At 52.9% G+C, this 24,314-nt stretch carries 25 protein-coding genes and 1 riboswitch; of the genes, 12 read left to right on the plus strand and 13 right to left on the minus strand.

Annotated elements, in window-relative coordinates; genetic code table 11:
* Positions 1-123: 123 nt before the first annotated feature.
* Both BLQ17_RS03120 and hslO read right to left on the minus strand, forming a co-directional pair.
* Positions 124-3,210, minus strand: a complete 3,087-nt coding sequence (locus tag BLQ17_RS03120; RefSeq protein WP_218121709.1) for an Ig-like domain-containing protein — start codon at positions 3,208-3,210, stop codon at positions 124-126.
* A 72-nt stretch (positions 3,211-3,282) separates the two neighbouring features.
* A riboswitch (cyclic di-GMP riboswitch) is annotated at positions 3,283-3,401 on the minus strand.
* 252 nt (positions 3,402-3,653) lie between these two features.
* Positions 3,654-4,541, minus strand: coding sequence for an Hsp33 family molecular chaperone HslO (hslO, locus tag BLQ17_RS03125; RefSeq protein WP_092219715.1), 888 nt, complete (start codon positions 4,539-4,541; stop codon positions 3,654-3,656).
* A 193-nt stretch (positions 4,542-4,734) separates the two neighbouring features.
* On the opposite strand from hslO, the gene BLQ17_RS03130 reads away from it, so the two are divergent.
* Positions 4,735-5,304 carry a chalcone isomerase family protein gene (locus tag BLQ17_RS03130; protein WP_092219717.1) on the plus strand — a complete coding sequence of 190 codons (570 nt, stop codon included), beginning with the start codon at positions 4,735-4,737 and terminating at the stop codon, positions 5,302-5,304.
* A 105-nt stretch (positions 5,305-5,409) separates the two neighbouring features.
* Here the strand turns inward: BLQ17_RS03130 and BLQ17_RS03135 are convergent, their stop codons facing one another.
* The 7 genes from BLQ17_RS03135 to BLQ17_RS03165 all read right to left on the minus strand — a co-directional run bounded on the left by BLQ17_RS03135 (position 5,410) and on the right by BLQ17_RS03165 (position 11,303).
* On the minus strand, positions 5,410-5,760 hold the full coding sequence (locus BLQ17_RS03135) for a cupin domain-containing protein (protein WP_092219719.1): 351 nt from the start codon (positions 5,758-5,760) through the stop codon (positions 5,410-5,412).
* A 103-nt stretch (positions 5,761-5,863) separates the two neighbouring features.
* Positions 5,864-6,775, minus strand: coding sequence for a DMT family transporter (locus BLQ17_RS03140; protein WP_092219721.1), 912 nt, complete (start codon positions 6,773-6,775; stop codon positions 5,864-5,866).
* 173 nt (positions 6,776-6,948) lie between these two features.
* Positions 6,949-7,641, minus strand: a complete 693-nt coding sequence (locus BLQ17_RS03145) for an aspartate/glutamate racemase family protein (protein WP_092219723.1) — start codon at positions 7,639-7,641, stop codon at positions 6,949-6,951.
* Positions 7,642-7,686: 45 nt separating this feature from the next.
* Positions 7,687-8,610 carry a DMT family transporter gene (locus BLQ17_RS03150; RefSeq protein WP_176761061.1) on the minus strand — a complete coding sequence of 308 codons (924 nt, stop codon included), beginning with the start codon at positions 8,608-8,610 and terminating at the stop codon, positions 7,687-7,689.
* 183 nt (positions 8,611-8,793) lie between these two features.
* Complete coding sequence (locus BLQ17_RS03155) at positions 8,794-9,330, minus strand: hypothetical protein (RefSeq protein WP_143005423.1); 537 nt, start codon at positions 9,328-9,330, stop codon at positions 8,794-8,796.
* A gap of 123 nt (positions 9,331-9,453) precedes the next feature.
* A complete protein-coding gene (locus tag BLQ17_RS03160) occupies positions 9,454-10,863 on the minus strand; it encodes an ATP-binding cassette domain-containing protein (protein WP_143005424.1) in 1,410 nt (469 codons plus the stop codon).
* A gap of 14 nt (positions 10,864-10,877) precedes the next feature.
* Positions 10,878-11,303 carry an acyl-CoA thioesterase gene (locus BLQ17_RS03165; protein ID WP_407919116.1) on the minus strand — a complete coding sequence of 142 codons (426 nt, stop codon included), beginning with the start codon at positions 11,301-11,303 and terminating at the stop codon, positions 10,878-10,880.
* A 389-nt stretch (positions 11,304-11,692) separates the two neighbouring features.
* Here BLQ17_RS03165 and BLQ17_RS03170 point away from each other — a divergent pair, with 389 nt between their 5' ends.
* The 3 genes from BLQ17_RS03170 to BLQ17_RS03180 all read left to right on the plus strand — a co-directional run bounded on the left by BLQ17_RS03170 (position 11,693) and on the right by BLQ17_RS03180 (position 13,508).
* Positions 11,693-12,298, plus strand: a complete 606-nt coding sequence (locus tag BLQ17_RS03170) for a ferric reductase-like transmembrane domain-containing protein (RefSeq protein ID WP_092219731.1) — start codon at positions 11,693-11,695, stop codon at positions 12,296-12,298.
* Between the two features lie 152 nt (positions 12,299-12,450).
* A complete protein-coding gene (locus BLQ17_RS03175; protein WP_092219733.1) occupies positions 12,451-13,050 on the plus strand; it encodes a YceI family protein in 600 nt (199 codons plus the stop codon).
* Between the two features lie 236 nt (positions 13,051-13,286).
* Entirely contained in the window at positions 13,287-13,508 is a 222-nt protein-coding gene (locus tag BLQ17_RS03180) for a hypothetical protein (protein WP_092219735.1), read from the plus strand.
* Between the two features lie 120 nt (positions 13,509-13,628).
* Here the strand turns inward: BLQ17_RS03180 and BLQ17_RS03185 are convergent, their stop codons facing one another.
* The 3 genes from BLQ17_RS03185 to BLQ17_RS03195 form a co-directional block, all read right to left on the minus strand.
* Positions 13,629-13,973 (minus strand): TusE/DsrC/DsvC family sulfur relay protein, encoded by a 345-nt coding sequence (locus tag BLQ17_RS03185; protein ID WP_092219737.1) that lies wholly within the window; start codon positions 13,971-13,973, stop codon positions 13,629-13,631.
* Between the two features lie 225 nt (positions 13,974-14,198).
* The gene (locus tag BLQ17_RS03190) at positions 14,199-14,768 is read right to left on the minus strand and encodes a cob(I)yrinic acid a,c-diamide adenosyltransferase (RefSeq protein ID WP_092219739.1); all 570 of its coding nucleotides are present in this window, start codon (positions 14,766-14,768) and stop codon (positions 14,199-14,201) included.
* A gap of 28 nt (positions 14,769-14,796) precedes the next feature.
* Complete coding sequence (locus BLQ17_RS03195) at positions 14,797-15,276, minus strand: dihydrofolate reductase (RefSeq protein WP_092219741.1); 480 nt, start codon at positions 15,274-15,276, stop codon at positions 14,797-14,799.
* A 193-nt stretch (positions 15,277-15,469) separates the two neighbouring features.
* Here BLQ17_RS03195 and BLQ17_RS03200 point away from each other — a divergent pair, with 193 nt between their 5' ends.
* The 6 genes from BLQ17_RS03200 (at position 15,470) to BLQ17_RS03225 (ending at position 20,245) form a co-directional block, all read left to right on the plus strand.
* Positions 15,470-16,609 carry a hypothetical protein gene (locus BLQ17_RS03200; RefSeq protein ID WP_092219743.1) on the plus strand — a complete coding sequence of 380 codons (1,140 nt, stop codon included), beginning with the start codon at positions 15,470-15,472 and terminating at the stop codon, positions 16,607-16,609.
* A gap of 56 nt (positions 16,610-16,665) precedes the next feature.
* Positions 16,666-17,121 (plus strand): NfeD family protein, encoded by a 456-nt coding sequence (locus BLQ17_RS03205; RefSeq protein WP_176761062.1) that lies wholly within the window; start codon positions 16,666-16,668, stop codon positions 17,119-17,121.
* A 159-nt stretch (positions 17,122-17,280) separates the two neighbouring features.
* Positions 17,281-17,625 carry an ArsR/SmtB family transcription factor gene (locus tag BLQ17_RS03210; protein ID WP_092219747.1) on the plus strand — a complete coding sequence of 115 codons (345 nt, stop codon included), beginning with the start codon at positions 17,281-17,283 and terminating at the stop codon, positions 17,623-17,625.
* A 27-nt stretch (positions 17,626-17,652) separates the two neighbouring features.
* Positions 17,653-18,951 carry a permease gene (locus tag BLQ17_RS03215; RefSeq protein WP_092219749.1) on the plus strand — a complete coding sequence of 433 codons (1,299 nt, stop codon included), beginning with the start codon at positions 17,653-17,655 and terminating at the stop codon, positions 18,949-18,951.
* 37 nt (positions 18,952-18,988) lie between these two features.
* Positions 18,989-19,219, plus strand: coding sequence for a thioredoxin family protein (locus BLQ17_RS03220; protein ID WP_092219751.1), 231 nt, complete (start codon positions 18,989-18,991; stop codon positions 19,217-19,219).
* A 39-nt stretch (positions 19,220-19,258) separates the two neighbouring features.
* Positions 19,259-20,245: a DMT family transporter gene (locus BLQ17_RS03225; RefSeq protein WP_092219753.1), complete on the plus strand. Its 987-nt coding sequence runs from the start codon at positions 19,259-19,261 to the stop codon at positions 20,243-20,245.
* A 23-nt stretch (positions 20,246-20,268) separates the two neighbouring features.
* Here the strand turns inward: BLQ17_RS03225 and BLQ17_RS03230 are convergent, their stop codons facing one another.
* On the minus strand, positions 20,269-21,054 hold the full coding sequence (locus BLQ17_RS03230; RefSeq protein ID WP_092219756.1) for a DnaJ domain-containing protein: 786 nt from the start codon (positions 21,052-21,054) through the stop codon (positions 20,269-20,271).
* A gap of 258 nt (positions 21,055-21,312) precedes the next feature.
* Between BLQ17_RS03230 and BLQ17_RS03235 the strand changes: the two genes are divergently transcribed.
* Positions 21,313-23,463: an FAD-dependent oxidoreductase gene (locus BLQ17_RS03235; protein WP_092219758.1), complete on the plus strand. Its 2,151-nt coding sequence runs from the start codon at positions 21,313-21,315 to the stop codon at positions 23,461-23,463.
* A gap of 6 nt (positions 23,464-23,469) precedes the next feature.
* Positions 23,470-24,267 (plus strand): DUF547 domain-containing protein, encoded by a 798-nt coding sequence (locus BLQ17_RS03240; protein WP_092219760.1) that lies wholly within the window; start codon positions 23,470-23,472, stop codon positions 24,265-24,267.
* Positions 24,268-24,314: the final 47 nt, after the last annotated feature.

Below are 24,314 nucleotides of genomic sequence, written 5' to 3' on the forward strand. Positions count from 1 at the left end.
AGGTGATTTATTCATACTAAGACTGTGTTGGTCACGGAGGTATGAGCCGGCACAAGCAGAAAAAGGGGGCTGCCTCATAAGAGGCAGCCCCCTTTCTTCTAATATCAAGGCAACTGCCGCTTGTTATTTGTTCTTGACCTTGTCGTTTGCGGCGGTTTCCAGACTGATATTTACCGTTGCGGTAGAGGTTTCGCTGCCGTCGCTGATAGTGTAAGTAAAACTGTCACCGCCTTTGAAATTCTTCACTGGAGTGTACAGCAGGTTGCCGCCGTCGATAATCGCTACGCTACCCTTTGCCCCTTGGGTAACCTGGATAATTGTCATGTTATCGCCATCCGGATCGTAATCGTTGGCAAGAACATCGATCGTGATCTCATTCTTCGCTGTCAGGACAACAGAATCATCTGTGGCCACGGGAGTATTGTTAGCTGGTGAAACAATCGTGTAATTTACACTGCTGTTTCCCGAGTAGTCGCCAGTGGTAACATTTTGCAGAGTCATGTCTATTAAATAGCTTCCATCGGCTGCATCCGGGGCGGAGGTGATGTCAATCGTGATCGGAGCACTTCCACCCGGATCGAGGGTGACTACAGCACTGCTTCCGGTCCATCCGGTCGGAAGATTTGCTGAAACGATATAATCGGATGGAGCGCATCCGCTGCTGTCCATATTGGTCACTATACCGTCATATCTGACGGTTGTTCCAGCAGTGACCTCTGTGCTTGCGGATGTTGCAAATGAAATAATGGGGCTGGTGGGATTACAGACCGGCACAGGTGCTGTCACGCTGTACGTTGCCCCAGTGGCTCCGTAATATTCTGGAGTTGAAAAATTTTCGCCCATGATTGTGAAATCATAATTGCCTTCAGCAGTATTGGTCGTTGAAGTAACATTTATATCGACAGTTGTGCTCTCACCGGGAACAAGGTTGACGCTTGCACTACTTGCGGTCCATCCTGCGGGTAAAGCGGATGCGGACACGTTAAATACTTGCGCTGCACATTCCGGGCTGTCTTGATTGGTGAGGGTTACGCTGTATAATACCGGTGTTCCGGCTTCAACGGGTTGTGCGTCGGACACTGCCAATGATACCAGCGGATTTGCGCCAACACAGAGCGGAGCAGGTGTCTCTACTACATATGTTACGGTGCCGTTTGTTTGGTAGATGTTATTGATGCTGTTGGTTGCGTTTATAGGAATATCGTAGAAACCATCAGTAGTGTCAGCAGCTGACGTGACATTGATAAAGACTGTTTCGCTGGCACCGGGTGCAAGGTTCAAACTTGTGCTGTCAGCATTCCAGCCTGCGGGCAGTTCTGCCTTAATAATGAAATCGGAAGCCGCACATTTGAGGCTGTCCCGGTTGGTTACAGTTACGCTGTAGGTGATCGTTGTTCCCGCCTCGACCCATTCGCTTTCTGAAGGAGAAAGCGACAGCAGCGGGTTTGCGGGAGTGCAGCTTTGTTCTGAAAAGCTTATGGATACAGATGCTCCAGCAGGGTCGGTCCACTCAGTGGTAACAGTTACCCCTGCATAGGGATCATCGTAACTATAGCCGGCAGCCAGTGCGGCATCATCTAAATCATACCTGATACTGTCCGGTGTCATATCCAGCAGCTGGCTGCTTTCTATATCAGCTTCGGTGGCCAGACGGAAGACGACTCCGTCGGTTATGCCCGTCTTGTCTTCAAGAAAACTGTCAAATCCCAGGGCTTGACGATATTCCAGGTAATACCAGAGTTGCTGTCCTGTGGTGGAGTCTGTCCCTCGTGGTATTTTAATGCCTTTGGCACCACCCGCCGGTGTTGTCTCATAGGGTTCCAGGAAGTAATTGCCGTCACTGGTAACGGTAATTACTTCTCCTGAATCCTGAGTGAGCCAGCCCATCATTTCTTTGTTGAAGGTGTTGAAGTGACCGGTCACTCCCGGTTCCCCCATGATGTCGAGGCTGTCACCATAGGTTATGGAAATGCAGGTGTCGCCGATGATATCCGATCCGCATTCAAGCAGCTCTGCGTGGTGCACTCCGTAGTTGTGACCGAGTTCGTGACCGATAGTGCGAAGGGTGAAGGAACCGTTGATCCAGGCCAGGGAAACGGTGCCCCCGAGAGTCCCCTGCCCGGTCCAGCCACAGCTGCTGTTGGGAGGAAAAATATAGATCATCCGGTTATAGACGCTCAGATCGACGCCTTGAGCTTCCGCTGCTTCCTGAGCCTCGACATGGATCTGCCAACTGTCGCAGGTGGCGTTGATAGGCAGGGTGTAGTACCCGTATACATCTCCGGTTAACCAGGTCTGGCCGTTGGAATTTTCCTGGTAGAAATCGTTGACCGTGCCAAATACCAGATCATTGGCTTCATCAAGAGTCCATGGCTGGGCACCATTGTCAAGAAAATTGACCATCATGACCGCCACACGCTGTTCTCCGAGAGTGTTGGGCAATATGGCGGTGGAGGTGGCGGTTGATGTAGTGGCGGCACCATCGGCAAGGAGTTGCAGTCCGTCAGGACCATCGTTTACCACCAGTGAGCCGTCGGTTTCACCGTCATGCTTGAAGAACCAGCCCCGGGCCCGAGCCTGTATTCCGCTCTGCATGGCTCCGGCGTGTCCGGCATTGTCCGGCAGGTGAAGCTCGAACCGGCCGTTGTTGGTGGCCAGGACATGACGCAACCTGTAGCTGCCGTCTTCATAGTCCGTGTAAGTGACTTCAAGTTCGCCGCTGAGTTCGAGTTTTTGTTCCAGCATTTGCTGTATTTCCGTCGGCATTCCCGCACGAAATTTCGCAGGAATGGCAGCTCTTGCCGCGCCGTCAGGATCTGTTTGAACCAGTTCGGCCATAAGAGCCTGGCGGATTCTGGCCTGGGCGATGAGGCCATTGAGCATGTTTGCTCTGGTTGACTGGTCTGCTTTGTTGTAAGCGGCCATAAGTCTTGCCAGAACCATGGTTTCGTTTTCGACCTGCTGCCGCCCAAGTTTGTCCGGCGTCATGCTGTTCTTGGCCTGGACACTTTCTGCAAACAGAGCCTGGGAAGCCAGGCACAGGATGAAAAATGCGGCGACAAAGAGAGAAAAAATACTCGGTACCGCGAAATGCGATGGCGAAAAAGCAAACCTCTCTCTCGCTTTTTTGGTGGTGGCACGGTTCCGTGCGGAGTTGTACTTGGCTGAATTTGCAGACGCGCTCGTCTGCGCGGCGGACGGAGATATCATGGGAACCCTCCTGTGGCTCACAATTTAGGAGGACCCCTGAAATCCCAATAGAGGTAAAGATATGTACTTTCCTTCGGCAGCCAGGCTGTCCTGATGTCCGGCGTCGGTATTTAACTTACCGACCGTAGTTCCGGACAACGGATCCTTGGGCTTTGCGTCACTACTTTGCAGTAGTTTTGCCTTTTCGGGAAAGAGCCCTCATCTTTAATAGTATTTAATTACAAACTTGATGTTCGTGAAAGAATTGTAATGTGACAGGTCCGGTTTTTCAAGTAACTTTTTTTGAAAAAGCACGATGTATTGATGGTTTATCGGCCATTTTGTTGAAATTATTTGATTAAATCAACAATTGTTGAGTACAGTTTTTTTAACCCCAAACGGGTGACTGACTGTTACCGGGAGCCGAAGGTGCAATCCGGTTACCCATCCTGCCGGTTGCAGGATCAGTGGAAAGGTTTTTGCGCCTGGGCCGCGATCTTTTCCAGTTCGCTTCTGCTGAAACGATATTTCTGCCTGCAGAATTCGCACTGCACCTCGGCGCCGCAGTCTTTTTCCGCCAAATCCTCAAGCTCTTTTACGCCTAAGGAGAGCAGGGCGTTTTCCATTTTTTCAATAGAGCAGCTGCACTGGTAAGAAAGTTCTCTGGTGTGGATCGTCCGGTGGGGGATTTTGCCGAAGATTTTTGACAGAATCCCGGCAGGAGAGCAGCCCTGGCCAAGCAGCTGCGACAGGGGGGGCAGTCGTGCAATGTTTTTTTCAAGCGCCGTGAGTATGGTTTCGTCGGCCGGCGGCAACGACTGGATGAGAAACCCGCCGGCTGCGGCAACTGAGCCGTCCGCTCCAAGGTGTACCGAGAGTCCTATGGTGGAAGGGGTCTGTTCCGACTGGGACAGGTAGTAGGCGAGATCGTCTCCTACTTCACTGGTGTAGAGCGGGATCGTTCCGGGATATGTTTTGCTGGCGCTGATTTTTTTTACCACGGTGAGAAGCCCCGCATGACCTATGCCGGCGGCAACGTCGATAAAGCCGTTTTTCAGGGGGAGCTCGGCGTGGGGGGCGGCTACGTATCCACGCACCCAGCCGTCATATCCGGCTTCCGCCAGGACCTTGCCCAGCGGCCCGTTCCCGGCAAATTTCACCATGACGCTCTGGTTGTCCTTTAAGAGGGCGGCAAGCAGCGCCGCACCGGTAAGCGCCCTGCCGATGGCGGCCGCTGCCAACGGTCCGACATCGTGTCTTCTGCACGCCTTCGCGACAAGGTCGGTGGTGTTGCAGGCAACGCCGAAAAAATTGCCTTTTTGCGAGATAACCCGTTCGATACTGTCAGCCATGTCGTTATTGATCCTGGAAAGTGAGTTGAATGGAATATACAGTTCGCCACATTATAGTGCCAAAAGTTGGCGGAGCAAGGGCCAAATGATATAAAAACGTTGACGTTAACGTTAGAACTATTATAGGATTACCACTGGTTTGCCGGAAGGCTGCTGTTGGTTCTTAAATTCAACGAGGTGGAGGAAAACTGTAATGCGATATCTCATCGTTTTTGCCCTGCTCTTGGGCTGTCTGCCTGCTCAGGCAAAAGAGATCAGCGGGGTTCAGGTCCAGGAAACCGTCCGTACTCCAGCTGGCAGGGAACTGCGGCTCAACGGCGCGGGAATTCGTGCAAAATTTGTTTTTGATATCTATATCGCCGCACTTTACCTGGGAAAACAGACGGCTGCGGCAGAAGAGGTTCTGACAGATCCGGGCCCGAAAAGAGTCGTCATGCATTTTCTTCACAAGCACGTTGCCGCGGAAAAACTGGTGGCAGCATGGAACGAGGGATTTGCGGCCAACAACAGCACCGAAACGCTGGATTCCCTTAAAGCAGATATCGCAGCCTTCAACGGTTTTTTCACAGATGTAAACCGCGGCGACAGGGTGATACTCGACTTTGACCCCACCAAAGGCACCAGTGTGACCATCGCCGGTCAGAAGAAGGGAACGATAGCGAACAGGGAATTTTACCCGGCACTGCTCAAGATCTGGCTGGGGGATAAGCCGGTAACGGAAAAACTCAAAAAACAGCTGCTCGGCAGGGAAAACCATACCTGATAATTCCCGGTGACCCCCAGGACGAAAAACAAAGACGCCACACCCCGGAGCCGCGCCGGCTGTGCGGTGCGGCGTTGCTCCGGGTGCACCGGCGCAACCCCCGGTTCAGAGCTCGTCAACACCGGAGGGGATGAGGCAGATGAAGACAAAATCCTCTCCGCCGCCGTTCATCAGCTGATGCTCTTCGTTGCCGGGGATGAACACAACCGTACCGCTTGTCACCTCTCGCCACTCACCGTTCTGGTAAACTTTTCCCGTTCCTGAGTGGACGAAAATTTCATGCTCCCACTCATGGGAATGACGGGGACTGAAGCCGCCGGGGGCAATGGTGAACACCCGCATGCAGAAGTTTTTGGCATCATCGGCCTTGCCTATGACCACCCTCCCGGTCACCCCTCTTGCTGACTGATTGTCGAATTGCTTGCTGGGTACCTCGGTATATTGCTTTATTTTCATAATGTTTTCCATTGGTTGTTGTCATGTTAACGGCCAGGTGGCGATCCGCCGTACAGCCCTTTGTTAATATATAGTAATTCTTGCATGTTGCAGCAATGCCAATTCAATTATGCTGCTTTTTCGCAGTGAGGCCCATATAGATTGCCGACAGGGTGATGCAGACCCCCGTCCAGTTCAGAAGGTTGGTGGGACGATCGAAGAAAAGCACATCCCAGACAAAAGAGAGCGTAGGCTGGAGCAGCAGGATAAGACCGGTAAAAGAAGCCCTGATTTTAGGCATCGCCGTGGCAATCAGGATCCAACCGACGGTCTGGCAGAACAGCCCGAGAGCGGCCAGGCAGAGCAGACTGTTCAGGTCGGGGATGATAAATGAGTCGCCACTGAAAATCATCTTGAGGCCGAGAAAAAGGGCGCAGAAGACAGACACGAACAGCAGGGCGAGAAAGTGCGAATGGTTGTTGGCGGTGTGAATCTTTCTGATGGTGAGCAGGAAAATCGTATAACAGACCGCGGTGAGCAGACTGAGGTAGATCCCGGTCTTGTATCCAGGGGAGAGCTCGTTCCAGCTGGTGCCGACGATGAGAAACAGCCCGCCGATGGCCAGCGGCAGTGCCGCGACAAACCGCAACCTGAGGGTTTCCCCGAGAAAGAAAAAGCCTATCACAGCAAGGAAAAAAACCTGAAAGTTGCTGATAAGCGTCGACAGGCCGGGACCGATATACATTATCGACCGGTGCCAGAAAAAGAGGTTGAAGGCGAAGATGAGACCGCAGAAGACGCTCAGGAGGAACTTGTCTTTTTCAAGCCTGAGCCTCGCGCCCTGCAGCTTGGCGCCGATAAACAAAAAGACTGCACCGAAGAACACCCGGTAAAATCCGGATGCCGTCGGGGATACCTGGGCAAGCTTGACCAGGATCGCCGAGAAGCTGATAAGAAAAGCGCCCAGCAACACCTGAAACACCGGTTGATACCGCAGGTACACTGAAGGGAAAAAGGAGTCGGAGTTGCTGGCCATAATATTTTTTTGATTTGCAGGAAGACGACTGGTAGTTGCGGACAGATTGTACTGTATTCAATGTTGAGGCTGATTAAGCCCTTCTTTTTACCGTATCCAGCATCATTTTCGCCATATTTTTATCGCCGCCTGCTCACTATGAGTGCGGGTGGAAACCAGGTGGTGTTAATGGGTCAGGAGAGGGCAAAGTCCACGGCCTGTTTCGCGTGGAGGAGCGTGGTATCGAAAAGAGGAACAGGCAGACAGCTTTTGCCCACGAGCATGCCTATTTCGGTACATCCGGCGATGATCGCCTCGGCTCCGCCGGCCTGCAGCTCCCCGATGATACGCAGATAGCGGGTGCGTGATTCGTTTACTATTCTGCCGTGACACAGTTCTTCGAAAATCACTCTGTCGACGACATTTCTGTCCTCGGCAGACGGCACGATCACCTGCAGTCCGAAATTCTGTGCAAGGCGGTCGATGTAGAATTTTTCTTCCATGGTAAACCTGGTGCCGAGCAGGCCGACCGTCCTGAAGCCGTGACGGATAATTTCCGCCCCCGCCGCGTCGGCTATATGGAGCAGCGGAATGTCCACGGCCGCCTGAACGCCATCGGCCACTTTGTGCATGGTGTTGGTACAGATCAACAAACAATCCCCGCCTGAGCGCTCGATTGTTCTGGCAGCGCCTGCCAGCTGTGCTTCAATCTCCTGCCAGTCGCCTTCCCGCATCAGATCGACGAAAGGTTGAAAATCTACGTTGACCAAAATCAGTCTGGCCGAATGATATCCGCCAAGGGTGCGCTGTATCTGTTCATTGACATGAGTGTAGTAAAGGGCGGTGGATTCCCAGCTCATGCCTCCGATCATGCCGATGGTTTTCATATGACTCAGTTCCGGTCGGGGTGGTGAGTTTTTTATTTCTGGACGTTACAGCCTTCTGAGTATATAGCAGCCGCTTGCGATAATCAGGATTGTCCCCGCCAGCTGCACCAGGTCAGGAATATCACGCCAGAACACAAATCCCCATACGATGGAGATGGGGATGACAAAAAACTCAAAGGGTGCGACGATCGATGCCCTGCCCAGGCGATAACCCTGGGAAAGGCAGTAGAATCCCACTGCGGCTATAATGCCGGTACCGAAAATCAGGAGCAGGTCGTCTCCAGTGGGAACCGTCCATCTGCGCAGCAGAAAATCCATGTTGGGATGTGCAGTGGCGAGAAGACTGCCGTCGCCGATAAAATACCACAGCAGACCGCCTCCCGCCAGGTAAGTCATGGTAGGATAAAACACGAGGGACGCGCCGCTTTCATGTTCTCCGTATTTCCTGGTAATTACTGCCGAGATTGCATAGAACAGGCCGGATATGAGCGGCAGCACCGCGTCAACACCCATAATGGCTGATCCCGGGCGCATCACGGTCACAATGCCTGTAAAACCGACAACAAGCGCGAACCATCCCCGCCTGTCGATCCGTTCATCGAGAAAGAAAACGGAAAAAACAGAGATAAAGAGCGGAGCGCAGAAGAAAACAGTGACGGTCTGGGCGATTGGGATTCGGGCGATAGCAAAGTAATAGAGGGTATAGGACAGCAGCAGCAGGAGTCCTCTTACCATCTGGAAAGAGGCCTGCCTGGTTTGCAATAGAGAAAAGCCGCCTTCCAGTTTTATGATGAGAAGTATTGGCAACAATGCGAAAACACTTCTGAGAAAGACGATCTCATGCACCGGGTAACTGATGCTGATCAGCTTTATAATCACATCCTGGATGGAAAAGGTAAATCCTCCCGCCAGGATGAAGAAAATGCCGGGCAGGGAAGATTCCGACCTGGTGAAATATATTTTTTTCATCGACCCGATTTCCGTTGAATTGTGCATGAAGCGGAAACAACTGCTCTAACAATCTATATCTGGTCTGGTGAAAAAAAATCAATAGAAATATGACCGGATCTTTTTTTACCGCAAGACGGGGCCGGAGATGGTGGTGGCGTCGGCGGTTAACAAAGAAGAAAAATCGCGAGACCGATGCGGCCGTTATAGTAACGTATCGATTTTTTTTGCAATCTCTGCGGTGTCGTCACACTTTTCCAGGCAGGACCTGATAGAGCGCAGGATTTCCCTGGCGATGCCGATCTTCGGTTTCGGCGACAGCAGCTGGGTGTCGAGGGTCTTCAGGTCGATGACGATTTCCTCCAGCGTATCGAAGTCAAGGTGTTGCGGGGGGATTGCCGCCTTGAGTTGTTGCCGCAGGGTTTCAAGAATGTTAAGGTCTTCACTGTTGGCAACGGGTCCCTCGCTCAGGGACGCACCATCCTCCGCCGTCTTGTCCGCCGGTGCCGCCATCCCGAGATGGGCAAGTCCTTCCCTGGTGATGGCGATGTTGCCGGCCAGGGTTTTCAACTCGACCAGCCCCTTGACCATCAGGTCTTCGGCTATCCTGCCCGCTTCCGTGCGCTCAAACCCTATTGCGCTTCCCACGTCATGCATGTTGGCGTGCACGGTTTCGTCTCCGCCGGTTATCCGGTACAGCTCCTCGAGAAAATTACTTATTGCATTATTATCTTCACTCATGGAGAAACCTATGCCTCTCAGTTGGTAAGGGTAGGAAGTTTCAAACAGATCGGTCATGACCTGGCGAACCGTAACTGTACCACTAGAGCCAGATTATCACAAGCGGCCGCGTTTTGCGAACCGTCAGCTGACCGCTTTGTAGCTGTCCAGCTTGATATGATGCTTGAAAAAATCGCGGTGTTCGTCCCTGCGGTGGGTGACGAAAAGGATAGTGGACAGCTTCCTGTCGCTGACTAACTGTAAAAAATCAAGCACTTTTGCCCTGTTGATGTCGTCGAGTCCCTGGGTCGGCTCGTCGAGAACCAGCAGGTCCGGAAGCTTGATCAGGGCTCTTGCGACAAGCACCAGCCTCTGTTGGGCGTACGTGAGTTTGCCAAACGGGTGATTGGCCTTGTCGGCAAGATTTATCCACGCCAGCCATTTCTGTGCTTTTTTCAATTGCTGGGTATGAATTTTCCGGTAGAGACCGATTGAATCGTGCAGCCCGGAAAGAACCACGTGCATGGCGGTGCCGACGCTGCGGTGGTCGCGGTGCAGGGACGGGGAAACCATCCCGATTTTACTTTTTATCTCCCATACCGATTCTCCGGTCCCTCTCTTTTTGCCGAACATGTGCAGATCGTTTGCGTAACATTTGGGGTTGTCCCCCACGAGGATGTCAAGAAGTGTCGATTTCCCGCAGCCGTTATGACCGCTGATCAGGGTGTGATCGCCGCTGCAAACGGTCAGGTTAAGCCCGGAAAAAAGCATCTTTTTGCCGTAACCGGCGAAACCGTTTCGTAATTTTATGAGTTCTTTATTGCCTGGGGTCTGCTCATCTGGGTTCACTGAATCGGTGGGAGGTGGTGCCGCCGCAACTTTTTTTTCACCGGTCACCAAATGGCCCGTAGAGGTACCGTGGAGTTCCGGCAGAATTGTTTTTCTCAGCCCGGCTGCGCAAAGTCTTCCCGCTTTTATGAGTGCAAGGTGGGAACACCACTCAGGGATGTCGACGAGGTTGTTGACAAAAACAATGGTCTGCACGTCGCCCGGCAGCGAAACAAGCGCCTGGTTGAGTTCGATGCAGCTCTGGTGGTCGAGGCCGTCGTAGGGGTCCTGCAGTATCAGGGTGCTGGCACCGGTTATGATCGCTTCCAGGATCAGCAGCTTGCGGCATTGCCCGGAGCTCAGCTGCCGGTAGCCGAGGTCGAGGCAGCGCTCCATGTCAAGAGCCCGCAGCAGCGGCAGAAAATCGCGGTAACCGGGGAGAAATTCATAAACCCTGGTGCCGGGGTCGACGCGATCGAGAAAATCGGTGTCATCGTTTCGCAGTTCCCGCTCAAACACTATCTGCTGGTTGGCAAAGGAAATGATCCCCGGTTTTACAGGGGCAATGTATTGCCCGACCGAGTAATTCCCGGCTCTTCCCGTTAAAAAATCAAGCAATATGTCGATTCCCGAATCATTGCCGCCGTAAACGCACCAGCTCTCATTACTTCTGACAACGAGTTCGTCTATCTGCAGCTCGGGATGGGAAAAATTTTTGATGTACATGGCCGGCAAGAGGTTTACCCGTTGAGGTCGCGAAGATGCTCGCGGTTTATCGTCTGCTTCCTGCCCTGTTCGTCCACCGAGACATAGGTGAACGCGGCTTTTGTCACAAGCTCTTCAACCACCGACAGCCCGGGTTCGTCAAGGGCGGGGTGGACACGGACCTCAAGGTCGATGGTGATTGAGGTGTTGCCAATTTTCGCCACGTTCCCGTAGCAGCACACGGTATCGCCTACATGCACCGGCTTTATGAATCGGATGGAGTCGACCGCAACCGTCACCACCCGGGTACAGGTTCTCTCCCGTGCCAGTATGCCTCCGGCGATGTCCATCTGGGACATGATCCAGCCGCCAAAAATATCGCCAGCCGGATTGGTGTCCGCAGGCATGGCGAGAGTTCGCAAGATGAGTTGTCCTTCCGGGATGTTGTCTTTTTCCATAATATCTGATCGCTGAGGGTTGTCAGGGCCGGATCGGTCCGGCTGGATCAGGGGCAGCAGGCTGAAGGCTGCAGCGCCTGACTTGGTTGTGCCCGCCTGCTTCCACCTTGGCCTTTTAATGGCGGTACTGCCAGGCAAGCATACTTGAATTTTGGTTTGATATCCATATAGTAGTTCCTAAGTAGCAATATTCGATGAATTTTCCTTGCCGCACCCAGCAAGGCCAGGGACAAGATGAGCGCATAAATTTTGTCTGATTTGCCATACGCTTGGCCTGGGGGAGATGGCGTATGTCCTGCCTGGTGGTCGCCCGGAAAATGGCGGCAGGATAGGGAAGATCACCGGGACGATCAGGCAAAATTACTACAAAACCACGGACGGTGACGGATAAATTGAAAAAATACTTGCTTGTCTCGGGCTGTCTTGGTGTGTTTGCGGCAGCCATGACCGTACCTTTTGTCTACGAGACGAAAACCCTCTGGTATAAAATCGGGTTTGACAGGACGCTGCTGCGCGCCGGGCAGTTGTGCGGGCTGGTGACCTTTTTATTGCTGCTGGTGCAGGTTCTGCTTGCCAACCGGGGGCGGCTGCTTGAGCAATCTTTCGGGGTACCAAAATTGCTGGAGTACCACCGGAAAAACGGCGTGCTTATCGGCCTGTTCGCCCTGCTTCACCTCCTGGGGGTGCTGATTCCGGAGAACCTTGGCAACCTGCCGCTGTCCATGAGGTTCTGGCCGGAGCTGGTGGGAGCGGGGTTGTTCCTGCTTATAGCGCTTATGGCTGTCACTTCCCGGTACAGGCTGCAGCTGGGACTGGATTACCCGAAATGGCGTTATTCCCACCGGATCTTCGGATATCTCGCAATTGGTCTGGCCAGTCTGCACGTACTCTTTGTAAGTGAATCTTTCAGCGGCTGGCTGCCGCGGCTGGCTCTTATCGGCCTGGTTGGCGGCTGCGTGGTGCGGGTTGTGCTGTTGAAATGGTTCCGCACCAAATAGTTTAATGTTAAAGCTTGTCAATCGGTTGCGCCATCTTATGGTCTATTGTATCGCCGGAATATCTGTAATTACACAATATCCGGGAAAATAACCAAGGTGTGTTGCCGCCATTGGTCACGCGATAGATTGCAACTCAATAAACGGAGGATATCATGAAGCATTATTTGCAAGTAGTGACTCTGGTACTGTTTTTTTCGCAGCTGTTCGGTTGGCAGACAGTCTATGGCGAAGTGAAGAGCTTAAGCGTTGATAAAGCGCATTCAAATATCTATTTCAGTATTGACCATATCTTTTCCAAGATAAACGGCCGGTTCGATGATTTTGAAGCTGAAATAAGGTTTGATCCCGCAGATCTTGAAGGCTCCCGTTTCTATTTCAAAATTATGGTTGATTCCATCGACACAAACATCGCTAAACGTGACAAGCATTTGTTGTCATCCGATTTTTTTGATGCCGGCAAGTATCCGGAGATGACTTTCGAGTCGGTCTCGATAACAGACATGGGCGATAGCCGTTTTGATGTTCTGGGAAAACTCACAGTTAAAGGCCAGGTCTATGACTTTGTGCTGCCTCTTGTTTTTGCCGGGGTGAAGGATCACCCGGCAATCAGCGGCAAAAAGGTGGCCGGTTTTAACGGAACTGTTACCCTTGATCGTCTGGCGTATAGAGTGGGTGGAGGAAAATTCTATGACATGGGAATCATTGGAAAGGATGTGGATGTTCTGGTGAGCCTTGAGGCGTTAAGCAGATAATGGCTCAACAGCCTCCGGCGCAGGTTTCGTGGAAATTAGGCCGGCGTCACGCCATTGACAAGACGTGAAGGTTAGTTATCGTTTTCTATGGATCTTTTCCCCGGTGGCATAACTGGAAAACATCTCGTGCCGGGAAAGGATCGAGAACGGCAAATCATTCCGGTCGCATCCATTTGTCGAACTCACTGGAGAGATAGAAAATTAACTGCTGTATAACGTTTGCAAGGAGGCACGTTATGGCTCATACATGTAAAAGTTGCGGCGCGGTGGCAGACCACCCCGGTCATCTCTGTGATCCTATAGTCGAAAAACTGTCATGTTCCTATTGCGGCGAAAAAGATGTTTCGGTGACCCATGTGTGTAAAGCGAAACTTGAGGCGATGAAATATTCCTGCGGATCATGCGGCAGAATTGCCGCCAAGGACGAAGAGTTATGTAAACCGGAGGAGATTGGCTGAGCCTTTTGCGTCGACAGATAAAAAACACCTACCTAAACAGAGAAACGGCCCGTTCTTCCCTGGCAAGCCAGTTGACCGGCAGGGAGAGAACGGGCTCTTTTGTCGGCTGGAAGACGCTGTTTAAAAACAGAATCCCTGCATAGGCAGACCGGCGATCTGGAACGCCTGGTGAATACCCCTGGGGAACAGGTTGTAGAAATATTTCATGGTACCCTTTTCCGGTCCCATATCCTTTGCCATATCGGCAGTCACCACCCGCACGTACGGGTGTCTTTTTCTTTCCGTATACGACTTTCTGATCAATTCTATCACCCGCTTGTGGTCGTTTGTCAGCGCCAGGTCGAGTTTTTGGGCGATATAATCGCGGACCTTGTGGTCCCAGGCGTTGAGGTCGAGAAGCTGGTAATTTTCCGAAATCAGGTATTTTTTTCCATTGATATGGAGATAGTGGCTAATCGTCGTCATGGTACACCTCCTGCAACATAAAAAGATTCATCAAGCAGCTGAACAAGCTGCGGACACCTATGATAGTCTTCACTTAAATAGTACCACAAAAGAGTCGGAATACCAAGGGTAAATCGTACTTGTTGAGTGTGGAAATGTACGTGATTGCAGTGAGATACCACGCAGTGGCGGTTGTGTTTCGGGAGGTGCTTTTAAGTCAGGTTTTTACGGGAGAATGCATTGTCTCTAGAAGTCGATACCGGGTTGGGGTTCTATATCTTTTCGGTATGCGTGCTTTATTTCGCGCACTTCGCTGACTGTGTCCGCCTGTTCGATAAAGTCGGGATGAGCGTTTCTGCCGGTCATGACGAGATGCATGTGCGGGGGGCGGAGGTCGAGTATCTGCTGTACCTGGTCCTTGTCGACCAGCTTGAGTTTTAATGCATTGTTGATTTCATCGAGAATGAGGGTGTCGCAGGAGTCTTCTTTGAGAATGTTTTTTACAAGCTGCAGGGCGTCCTGGGCGTTTTTACGGTGCTCGGCATGGGAGTACGGATTCCCCTGGATACCGCAGAAGCCTTTGCCGGTTGCCTGCAGGGTGACCAGCGGTGCGAGCAGTTTGACCCCGTCCCACTCCCCGGAGTAGAGGTCTCCTTTCATAAACTGGACGATGCTTGTCTTCAGGCCGTGACCGCATCCTCTCAGCGCCATGCCCATGGCGGAAGTGGTTTTGCCCTTGCCGTCCCCGGTAATGATGACGACGAGTCCCTGACGATGTTCTGGTTCGAATTTGGTGACGATAACCTGGTCTGTCATAATTTCTCCCGGTACCGGGATGAACAGGTCAGCTTACCCTGGCGTAGGTTATGGTGGTAAACGGTTCGCTGGCGTCCGGATGTTCCTCTCTGGAAATCTCCCGGAACTGGCTGTCGGTAAATTCCGGGAAGAAAACGTCGCCGTCCACGTCCCTTTTGAGAATGGTGAGTATAATGTGGGTTGCGACCTCGAAACCCTGGGCGAAGATTTCAGCACCGCCGATGATAAATATCTTTTCGACATTGCCGCAGAGCCGTACCGCTTCTCCCAGGGATTCGGCATTATCAACGTTTTCGCCATGCTGCCGCCTGGTTCTGCTCAGCACGATGTGGCGTCTTCCCGGAAGCGGTGCGGGAAGAGAGTCAAAGGTTTTTCGTCCCATGATCATGGGAAACCCCATGGTGGTTTTCTTGAAAAACTTAAGCTCTTCAGGAATATGCCAGGGCATCTTGCCGTTTTTGCCAATGGTTCTGTTTTTTGCCATTGCGGCAATCAGGATTATCTGCATAGTCTGGTGGCAGTGTTGTGGGAAAACTGAAAAATATATTGTGCTTGCGCTAGCTTCCTTATAATAATACGATGATTATACTAAATATTCAATTGGATTTGAGATTGCAGCCAGAAGATGTCAGCCGTCCCGCGCCTCATCCGGGATGAGGGGAAATTGATGGCCAAGGATAATAAGGAGCAGGAGGGATCTGATGAAATTACAGTGTTTCCATTGCGGAGCAGTTGGCTCAATAGATGATTCCCATGTCGGGAGCACGGTCAAATGTCCTCAATGTCAGAAGTCGTTTGAAACCTTCGAAAATGTTCTGGAAAAAGACGGGGAAAACCGTATTGAGCTTGAGTGTCCTGCGTGCCATGTTGCCGGCAGTTCAAGCGATGCTTTCCTCGGGCGTACGGTCAAGTGTCCGGAATGCGATACCCTTTTTGTCGTTCAGGAAGATCCTGAAGATATCGAAGTGATAAAGCCTGAGTTTCTCGAGAAAGACCACGACATGGGGGAACCGGTGGCGCAGGCGGCCCCGGTGGCCCAGGCGGTTGAAGAAGACGACATTGACAGCGAAATTTTGCACGTCCTGGATGCTGCCCTGCCGGAAGTGCCTGACGAACCGGACGGGCAGATAACTCTGTCCGGTGCCGAAATGTCACAAGACGAAGCTTTCGAAAAATCCTTTGCCGCCACTTCCGCCCATGGGATTAATGGTGAAGCGAGCACCGAAAAAAAGCTCGACCCTCAAGAGGTGGTGACCGGGGATGGAGAAGAGGAGCTCGAGCTTGAGCTCGGCGGTGACAGCGAACTTGAGATTGTCGGTGAAGATCAAGGTGATGTCAGCGAGATCGCGGAGCTCGAGGTGGAAGGCGAGATATTTTCAGAGCAGGAAGAAGCGCCGGAAGTTTCCGCTGACGTTGATGCCGAAGAAGACGAATTTCCGGCGGAGGTCGTCGTTGAACCGTACGGTCTTGAAAAAGAGCAGTGCTGGCAATGCGGCAAAGAGAGCGACGGCGAACATTTTATGGTGCTTGAGGGGAGAGCTTACTGCGGCGAATGCATTCCGAAAAAACATGAACCGGATGTCGATCCGGCTGATCCGGACGGCCTTGGCCTGGCAGAACGGGTAGCCGAGGCGGCGGGAATAGGCGGTGCTGGTGCGGCAGCTGCCGAAAAAGAGCAGGCGGCAGATGTCGGCGACAGTGATGACGAAATAGAAAGCTGTCATGTTGGCGAAGCCGGGGCACAGTCACAGAAGAGTAAATCCGCCAGAGTGCTTTTGGTGGCAGGAGCTGCTGCTGTGATTATTGCGATCCTGGCTTTATGGGGGCTGGGGTTGCTGTAACTCCTGCGCAAGTACGGCACAGCTGTTTTGTTGATTATAGAGGTGTTGCTTTGGATATGAACGATCCTGCACTTTACTGGTTTATTATTGGGGTAATGCTGGGTTTTATGGGACTTGTCCTGCCGGGTTTTGTGCTTTTGGTTTTCGGGTTCGGAGCCGTCGTCACTTCAGCTGTCGCCTGGTTCACTTCCGTGCCGATAGCCGGACAGCTTGGACTTTTTATCGTTTCTTCCGTTCTCGGCCTGCTGGTGATGGATAACTTTATCAAAAAGCGTTTTCCCGGTGACAGTGGTGCGGATGCTGCGGTGGAGGATGAACAGGAACAGGTCGTGTTGCAGGCGGTCCCGGGGGATCGTGGGGTGGTGTCTGCGGCGATCGACCCGCCGGAGGAAGGAAGGATAAAGTATTCCGGTATCTGTTGGCGGGCGACGGCAGACGAATTTATCGAGGAAGGTGAGATCATTTCGGTGGTTTATCAAAAGGACCTGGTTGTCCATGTCGAAAAAATATGACCGAACGCCCGGAATATTGAGGCAATACCTGTAATAGCAGCTGTGTGGTTGCTTTCGTCTTTTTCTTTTATTTGAAATACGACCTGTCGTTGCTGTTGACAACCCAATGTCGTTGTACTATATATTGCCATATGGAAATATGGCTAAATAGGAGTGAGTATGAAATCGTTTATCCGCGTCATGAAAGCGCTGTCCGATCCCAGCAGGATCAAAATAATTAAAATGCTGCAGCATAAAGAACTCTGCGTCTGCGAACTTACGGCAGCGCTCGGGCTTGCCCAGCCAACCGTCTCCAAGCACCTGAAGCAGTTGGAGGATGCGGGCCTGGTGGGATTTGAGAAGGACGGGACCTGGGTTAACTACAGGTTGGCCGCCGAAAGTGAGTCACCCTACGCAGAGGTAATGCTCGGACAGCTTCGCGAGTGGCTCGATGACGACAAGGAGATTGTCGAACTGGTTCTGCGGCTGCCGTCCTTGGACCGACAAAGAATAACCGCCGCCTGATTTCAATTGCAGAAGAGGAATTTTGTCATGGAGTGGGAAAGAGAGTGGAAGCCGCTGGTCGCCGTAATTTTGGTTTTCGGCGCTTGTTATTATCTGCCGGTCGGATACGGCCGCTTCGACAATGCGTTAGCGGAAGCGCTGCATCTTGTCAAATGGTACGCCCGTGAGCATGTTCTGCTCTGCCTGGTGCCTGCTTTTTTCATTGCCGGCGCCATAGCCGTTTTCGTAAGCCAGACCTCCGTCTTAAAGTACCTCGGACCAACCGCCAACAAGGTGATCGCCTATGGCGTGGCGTCGGTTTCCGGGACTGTACTGGCGGTCTGCTCATGTACGATTTTACCCCTTTTTGCAGGTATTTACCGGATGGGGGCGGGGCTGGGTCCGGCCACCGCGTTTCTCTATGCAGGGCCTGCAATCAACGTTCTTGCCATTATCCTGACAGCCAGGATCCTCGGTCCGGAAATCGGGACCGCCAGAGCCGTCGGCGCGATTTTTTTCTCCATCGTGATCGGGTTGATAATGCATTTGCTTTTTGCCGGAGAGGAAAAGGAAAAAGCGGCGGTCCAGGCGGCTTTGCCGGAAGATGAGGCTGTCAGGCCCCTGTGGCAGAATGCACTCTATTTCTCCGCCATGATCGGCATCCTGGTTTTTGCCAACTGGTCCAGGCCGGAAGATTCCCAGGGGCTCTGGCACCTGATCTACAGCAACAAGTGGCTGATTACCTCGTTGTTTTCCATCGCTCTTACCGTTATTCTCGTGTCATGGTACAATTTGCCGAAATGGCAGGTTGTCTTGGCCGTCGTTCCGGTGGTGGTTCTTGCGCTTGTTGCCGGCAACCACCCGGCCATCGTCTTTGTCGCCGCGGTTGTCGGCCTGTCGGCGGTCATCAGCGACCGTGAGGATGAGTCCGGTGAGTGGTTCAGGGAATCATGGGGATTCGCCAAGCAGATCCTTCCGCTGCTTCTGCTCGGCGTGCTGATCGCCGGAATGCTCCTCGGCCGTCCGGGCAACGAGGGGCTTATTCCCTCGGAATGGGTTGGACGGGCGGTGGGAGGGAATTCGCTCCTGGCCAATTTTGCAGCCTCCTTTGCCGGGGCCTTCATGTATTTTGCAACCCTGACCGAAGTGCCTATCCTGCAGGGGCTCATAGGCAACGGAATGGGCAAGGGACCCGCGCTGGCTCTGCTTCTGGCTGGCCCTGCGCTGTCTTTGCCCAACATGCTGGTCATCAGGAGTATCATGGGCACCAAAAAGACCATAATCTTTGTCGTGCTCGTCATAATAATGGCAACCGTCAGCGGTTATCTGTACGGAACGCTGTTTTAAATATTTTTCGTAACCGAAACTTACAGGGAGTGAGTCTATGGACATCAAAGTGTGTGGACCCGGATGTGCGAAGTGTCATGAAGCCGAACGGCTCGTCAGCGAGGCTGTAAAAGAGGCAGGGGTTGAAGCGACCATTGAAAAAGTAACCGATTTCAACGCCATAGCCGGGTATGGAGTGTTTTCCACTCCGGCGGTGATCGTCGACGGGGAAGTCAAGTGTGTCGGCAAGGTGCCGACGAAGAAGGAAATCCGGAAGTGGATAGGTTGAAGCTGCAGCACGGTGGACCGTGGCGACAAGGAGAAGCGCGTGAACCGGGATACGGACGTTCAAGGGGACGGGGATAACAGGTGCAGTGAAAAACGTTGTAACAGGGTAAGACCGACCGCTGTGAACTCTTTTGAGAAAAAGCTTCCCATGGTCGTGGTGCACCTGATGATGCTGGTCTGCGCAATACTCGTGTCCACATCTTTTACCGTGGGCGCCGCCATCACCGCGGCGCTTGATCCCGCCCTGCTGACACTGGTCCGGTTCTGTTTTGCCGCCCTTCTTTTTGCACCGATCGTGTATTACCGGTACGGTTTCTGCTTCTCCTGGTCCCTGCTGTGGCGGTGTGGTGTCATAAGCGGCTGCCTGGTCGTGTTTTTCTGCTGCATGTTCTTGTCGCTGAGGTATACCAGCGCCCTGAACACAAGCGTTATTTTTGCCCTGGTTCCGTCAATTTCCTGTATTTACTCTCTGGTGATCATCGGCGAGCGGCTCGGCAGAGAACAGATGATCGCCCTGGGCTGCGGACTTTTCGGGGTTGTCTGGGTCATCTTCCGGGGTGATCTCTCGTTGTTGCTGACGATGCAGTGGAACAAGGGGGATCTTATCTTTTTGACCGGTTGTCTTTTTATGGGGCTGTATACTCCGCTTATCAAGCTGCTGCACCGCGGCGAGTCGATGGCGGTGATGACGTTCTGGGTTCTGGTGAGCGGCTCGGCCTGGCTGCTGATGTATGGGGGATATCGGCTGCTGACCACCGATCTTCTGCAGGTTCCCATGTTCGCTTGGGGCGGTATCCTCTATCTGGCGATATTTACCACCATTGTCACCTTTTTCCTCACCCAGTATTCGGTGCCGTATCTGGGGGCGACACGGGTCATGGCCTATTCTTATCTTTACCCGGGCCTGGTGCTGGTGATCGATCTGCTGCTGGGGCACGGTCTTCCCCCCCTCAGGGTTCTTCCCGGGGTGGTGGTGGTTCTGGTTGCCATGGTGGTGTTGATGAGTGCAAAAGACGACAGGGGATAACCGGTGTTGTTAAACTTTCTCCTCTATTTCTCTTCCAGCTTGAGATAGAGATCCCCACGACCATAGGGGCCCGGCCGGCCTTTTCCCTTCAGGCGAAGTTTCTGGCCCGCTTTTGAGCCGGGCGGTATCCTGACCTTCAGGGTCTGCTCTCCATGTTCCCCGTAAACCAGGATCTGGACGGTTTTGCCATGGGTGAGCTCAACAACAGACAACGGGGTATGGTAGGTAATGTCGTACTCTTTGAGATGGGAGGCGCTGTTGTTTTCGGTCCGGCCGTGATTTTTTTTGTGACCGCCCAAGAGATTGCCGACCTTGTTTGAGATCGATTTCAGCACGCCCCCCTGGTGGGTCAATCTTTTTTTGGCCGAGCCTGTCAACAATGGACCGGCAAGTGAGCCTATCAGGAAAATTCCCCCGAGAAACATGCTGCCTTTACCGCCGAAAAAACTTTTCCTGATAAAATGAGAGTTGTGGCGAAACCCGGATTTCTGGAACTCGCGCAACAGCCCGCTGAACATCTGCTGAAAGCGAGGATCCTGGAAAAGATCCCGCAGGATATCTTCCTGGCTGTAGGAGAATCCTGATGAATACGTTGTGCCGTTTTGTCGGCATGCGTTGTATTCCCTTCTCTTGACCGGGTCGGTCAAAACCCCGTAGGCTTCGGCCACCTCCTTGAACCGTTCTTCCGCGGTGGGATCATCGGGATTCCTGTCCGGGTGAAATCTCATGGCGAGCTTTCGATAGTTGGACCTGATTTCTTCATCGGTACAGTTTGGGGAAACACCCAGGATCTGGTAATAGTCTTTCATTGCTCAGCTATCTGAAAAGGCCAATATCTGTCGACGGTTATCGATGTTGCTGCCTATGCCGCCTGTTCTTGCCGCCGGCTGCAGGAAAAAGCGGGTGTGTCTGCAACACCCTACAATAGTAAGACTGTTCCGGTAAAATGACAATTATTTCTCGTTAACCCTGGAAAAGTGTAAAGAAGAGCAATAGGTTATTGTTACATTACATTTGCATTAACGGTGGTGCCGGCAGGCGGCACCTTGCCAGGAAAGGTCGGGAAAATGAAAAAAATAGTTATCGTTACCGCAATAATTGCAGCCGTCGTCGGGTTCTTTGTGCTTGGCCTTGATCAGGTCCTGACCCTGGAGAACATCAAGGCGCGGCAGGCCGAGCTGACCGGGATGGTCAACAGGGAACCGGTTGTTGCAAGTGTCGTCTATTTTTCGGTCTACACCGCGGTAACGGCTCTCTCCCTTCCGGGGGCGGTCGTCATGACTCTTGCCGGAGGCGGTATTTTCGGCCTGGTGTGGGGTTTTGTCCTGGTGTCGTTTGCCTCGAGCTGCGGGGCGACTCTTGCCTTTCTTGTTTCCCGTCATCTTTTCAGGGAGAGCGTGCAGGCGCGTTTCGGTGAAAAGCTGGCCGCCATAAACAGAGGTGTTGAACGTGAAGGACCGCTTTATCTCTTCACCCTTCGCCTGGTCCCTGTTTTCCCGTTTTTTATCATCAATATTGTGATGGGGCTTACCCCGATCAGGACCTTCACCTACTACTGGGTCAGCCAGGTCGGGATGATTGCCGGAACGCTGGTGTATGTCAATGCCGGCACCCAGCTGGCAAAACTTGACAGCATCGGGGGAATCCTCTCCCCGGGACTTCTCGCCTCTTTTACCCTGCTCGGTCTTTTTCCCCTCGCGGCGAAAAAGACAACGACACTCATCAGGAAGAAAATGGTCTACCGGGGCTGGAATAAACCCCGGATTTTTGATCGCAATCTTGTCGTCATAGGCGCAGGAGCGGCGGGGCTTGTCAGTTCGTACATCGGTGCGGCAGTACGAGCCAGGGTTACCCTGGTCGAGGCGCACAAGATGGGCGGCGACTGTCTGAACTACGGGTGCGTGCCCAGCAAGGCGCTGATCAAAAGCGGTAAAATAGCGCATTACCTGAGAAATGCAGATCGCTACGGCCTGAACAGGGTGGAGCCGCAATTTGTCTTTAAAAAAGTGATGGAACGTGTCCACCGGATCATAGCCAGGGTTGAACCCCATGACAGCGCCCAACGGTATACCGCCATGGGGGTTGAAGTGATTGAGGGATATGCAAGGATTGTCGACCCCTGGACCGTGGACATCGAGCTTTTGGAGGGAAAGCGGGTAAAATTGACCACCCGCTCGATAATCATCGCCGCTGGAGCCGAGCCGATCGTTCCTTCTCTGCCCGGCATGGAGAATTCCGGGTACCTTACCAGTGCAACCATGTGGGATGCGCTGGCCGCCTGCGATGAACTTCCGGAAAGGATAGTCGTCCTCGGAGGAGGACCGATCGGCTGTGAACTGTCCCAGTGCTTCGCCCGCCTGGGAGGCCAGGTGACGCAGGTTCAGCGGGGAGCCAGGCTGCTGGTGAAAGAGGATGAAGATGTCTCCTTCTTTGCAAGAGAGACCCTTGAACGTGACGGGGTGCAGGTCCTGACCGGTAATAAGCCGGTGCGCTGCGTCCAGGACGAGAGGGGAAAAGCAATCGTCGTCGCCGGGGAAAAAGGGGAAAAAAGGCTGGAGTACGACATGCTGATCTGTGCGGTGGGGCGTAGCGCAAGACTTGCCGGTTACGGCCTGGAGGAGCTCGGGATCAAAACCGGCAAAACGGTGCTCACCAATGAATACCTTGAGACCCTGTTCCCCAATATCTACGCCGCAGGCGATGTGGCGGGTCCCTATCAGTTTACTCATGTGGCGGGACATCAGGCCTGGTATGCTGCGGTCAATGCTCTTTTCGGCGGGTTGAGAAAGTTCAAGGCGGATTATTCGGTGATCCCCAGGACCACGTTCATTGATCCGGAGATTGCCGGGGTCGGCCTTAACGAGCAGCAAGCCCGGTTGAAAAATATCGGGTACGAACTGACTACCTTTGGTCTCGACGAGCTTGACCGGGCCATCGCCGACGGGTCGGCCCGGGGGTTCGTCAAAGTTCTTACCGTGCCGGGAAAAGATAAAATACTGGGGGTTACCATCGTCGGCGAGCATGGCGGAGAGCTGCTCTCCGAGTTCGTTTTGGCCATGAAGCATGGCCTGGGCCTTAATAAGATTCTCTCTACCATCCACACCTACCCGACCTTTTCCGAGGCGAATAAATATGTCGCGGCAGAGTGGAAAAAGACGCATGTTCCTGAAAAAATGGTTGGCTGGATTGAAAAATATCATGCCTGGAAGAGGGGGTAGCCGGTTATGGTTAAAAATCTGATCGTCGCTGCCGTGTTGTTGTTCTCTGCTGTCGCCGACGCGCAGGAATTCGATCATGCAGTATGGGACAAGCTGTTGCGGGAAAACGTGGTCGTCTACCGAGACGGCAAGGTTACCAGAGTCGATTATCGCGCGTTGGCGAAGCGGCGTCACCAGCTGCACCTCTACCTCGACCAGCTTGCGGCGGTGGAGAAAGAGCGTTTTGACACCTGGGATGAAAACGAACAGCTGGCCTTTCTTATCAATGTCTACAACAGCTGGACGGTGGAGCTGGTCTTGACCCGGTACCCGGATCTTGACTCCATCAAGGAGCTCGGGTCGCTGTTGAGATCCCCCTGGAAAAAGAAAATAATAGCGTTGTTTGGCGGTACATACAGCCTCGACGATATCGAACACGGTTTTATCAGGGGAACCGATCGCTACAGGGAGGTCCGGATCCATTTTGCGGTGAATTGTGGCAGCATCGGCTGCCCGGCCCTGCGTGGCGAAGCGTATACCGGAGCAAGGCTTGAAACCCAGCTTGAGGATGCGACCAGGCTGTTTCTGCAGGACAGGGACCGCAACCGGTTGGAGGACGACGTGCTGAAGCTGTCCTCTCTTTTTAAATGGTACAGGGAAGATTTTGCCAAGGGCTGGCAGGGATATGACAGTCTGGCCGGGTTTGTAGCAAACTACCGGCAGGATCTCGGGCTGTCTGTCCAGGATGCCAGGGATCTGGCCTCCGGCCGCCTGGCGGTCTTTTTCCTGGAATATGACTGGCGACTCAATGACCTTGGTCGCTAACTTCGCTGGCTATCCTTTATCTGCTGGCGGGTGGGGGAAAAACAGGC

The sequence above is a fragment of the Desulforhopalus singaporensis genome (genome assembly GCF_900104445.1).
Taxonomy (GTDB): domain Bacteria; phylum Desulfobacterota; class Desulfobulbia; order Desulfobulbales; family Desulfocapsaceae; genus Desulforhopalus_A; species Desulforhopalus_A singaporensis.

Excerpts from the sequence above, each read along its gene's own strand:
- BLQ17_RS03215 (WP_092219749.1), top strand. The coding sequence starts at position 17,653 with ATGGAGTGGGAAAGAGAGTGGAAGCCGCTGGTCGCCGTAATTTTGGTT.
- BLQ17_RS03200 (WP_092219743.1), top strand. The coding sequence starts at position 15,470 with ATGAAATTACAGTGTTTCCATTGCGGAGCAGTTGGCTCAATAGATGAT.
- BLQ17_RS03195 (WP_092219741.1), bottom strand. The coding sequence starts at position 15,276 with ATGCAGATAATCCTGATTGCCGCAATGGCAAAAAACAGAACCATTGGC.
- BLQ17_RS03155 (WP_143005423.1), bottom strand. The coding sequence starts at position 9,330 with ATGAGTGAAGATAATAATGCAATAAGTAATTTTCTCGAGGAGCTGTAC.
- BLQ17_RS03240 (WP_092219760.1), top strand. The coding sequence starts at position 23,470 with ATGGTTAAAAATCTGATCGTCGCTGCCGTGTTGTTGTTCTCTGCTGTC.
- BLQ17_RS03185 (WP_092219737.1), bottom strand. The coding sequence starts at position 13,973 with ATGACGACGATTAGCCACTATCTCCATATCAATGGAAAAAAATACCTG.
- BLQ17_RS03130 (WP_092219717.1), top strand. The coding sequence starts at position 4,735 with ATGCGATATCTCATCGTTTTTGCCCTGCTCTTGGGCTGTCTGCCTGCT.
- BLQ17_RS03190 (WP_092219739.1), bottom strand. The coding sequence starts at position 14,768 with ATGACAGACCAGGTTATCGTCACCAAATTCGAACCAGAACATCGTCAG.
- BLQ17_RS03180 (WP_092219735.1), top strand. The coding sequence starts at position 13,287 with ATGGCTCATACATGTAAAAGTTGCGGCGCGGTGGCAGACCACCCCGGT.
- BLQ17_RS03160 (WP_143005424.1), bottom strand. The coding sequence starts at position 10,863 with ATGTACATCAAAAATTTTTCCCATCCCGAGCTGCAGATAGACGAACTC.
- BLQ17_RS03230 (WP_092219756.1), bottom strand. The coding sequence starts at position 21,054 with ATGAAAGACTATTACCAGATCCTGGGTGTTTCCCCAAACTGTACCGAT.
- BLQ17_RS03145 (WP_092219723.1), bottom strand. The coding sequence starts at position 7,641 with ATGAAAACCATCGGCATGATCGGAGGCATGAGCTGGGAATCCACCGCC.
- BLQ17_RS03210 (WP_092219747.1), top strand. The coding sequence starts at position 17,281 with ATGAAATCGTTTATCCGCGTCATGAAAGCGCTGTCCGATCCCAGCAGG.
- BLQ17_RS03175 (WP_092219733.1), top strand. The coding sequence starts at position 12,451 with ATGAAGCATTATTTGCAAGTAGTGACTCTGGTACTGTTTTTTTCGCAG.
- hslO (WP_092219715.1), bottom strand. The coding sequence starts at position 4,541 with ATGGCTGACAGTATCGAACGGGTTATCTCGCAAAAAGGCAATTTTTTC.
- BLQ17_RS03235 (WP_092219758.1), top strand. The coding sequence starts at position 21,313 with ATGAAAAAAATAGTTATCGTTACCGCAATAATTGCAGCCGTCGTCGGG.
- BLQ17_RS03205 (WP_176761062.1), top strand. The coding sequence starts at position 16,666 with ATGAACGATCCTGCACTTTACTGGTTTATTATTGGGGTAATGCTGGGT.
- BLQ17_RS03135 (WP_092219719.1), bottom strand. The coding sequence starts at position 5,760 with ATGAAAATAAAGCAATATACCGAGGTACCCAGCAAGCAATTCGACAAT.
- BLQ17_RS03150 (WP_176761061.1), bottom strand. The coding sequence starts at position 8,610 with ATGAAAAAAATATATTTCACCAGGTCGGAATCTTCCCTGCCCGGCATT.
- BLQ17_RS03220 (WP_092219751.1), top strand. The coding sequence starts at position 18,989 with ATGGACATCAAAGTGTGTGGACCCGGATGTGCGAAGTGTCATGAAGCC.
- BLQ17_RS03140 (WP_092219721.1), bottom strand. The coding sequence starts at position 6,775 with ATGGCCAGCAACTCCGACTCCTTTTTCCCTTCAGTGTACCTGCGGTAT.
- BLQ17_RS03120 (WP_218121709.1), bottom strand. The coding sequence starts at position 3,210 with ATGATATCTCCGTCCGCCGCGCAGACGAGCGCGTCTGCAAATTCAGCC.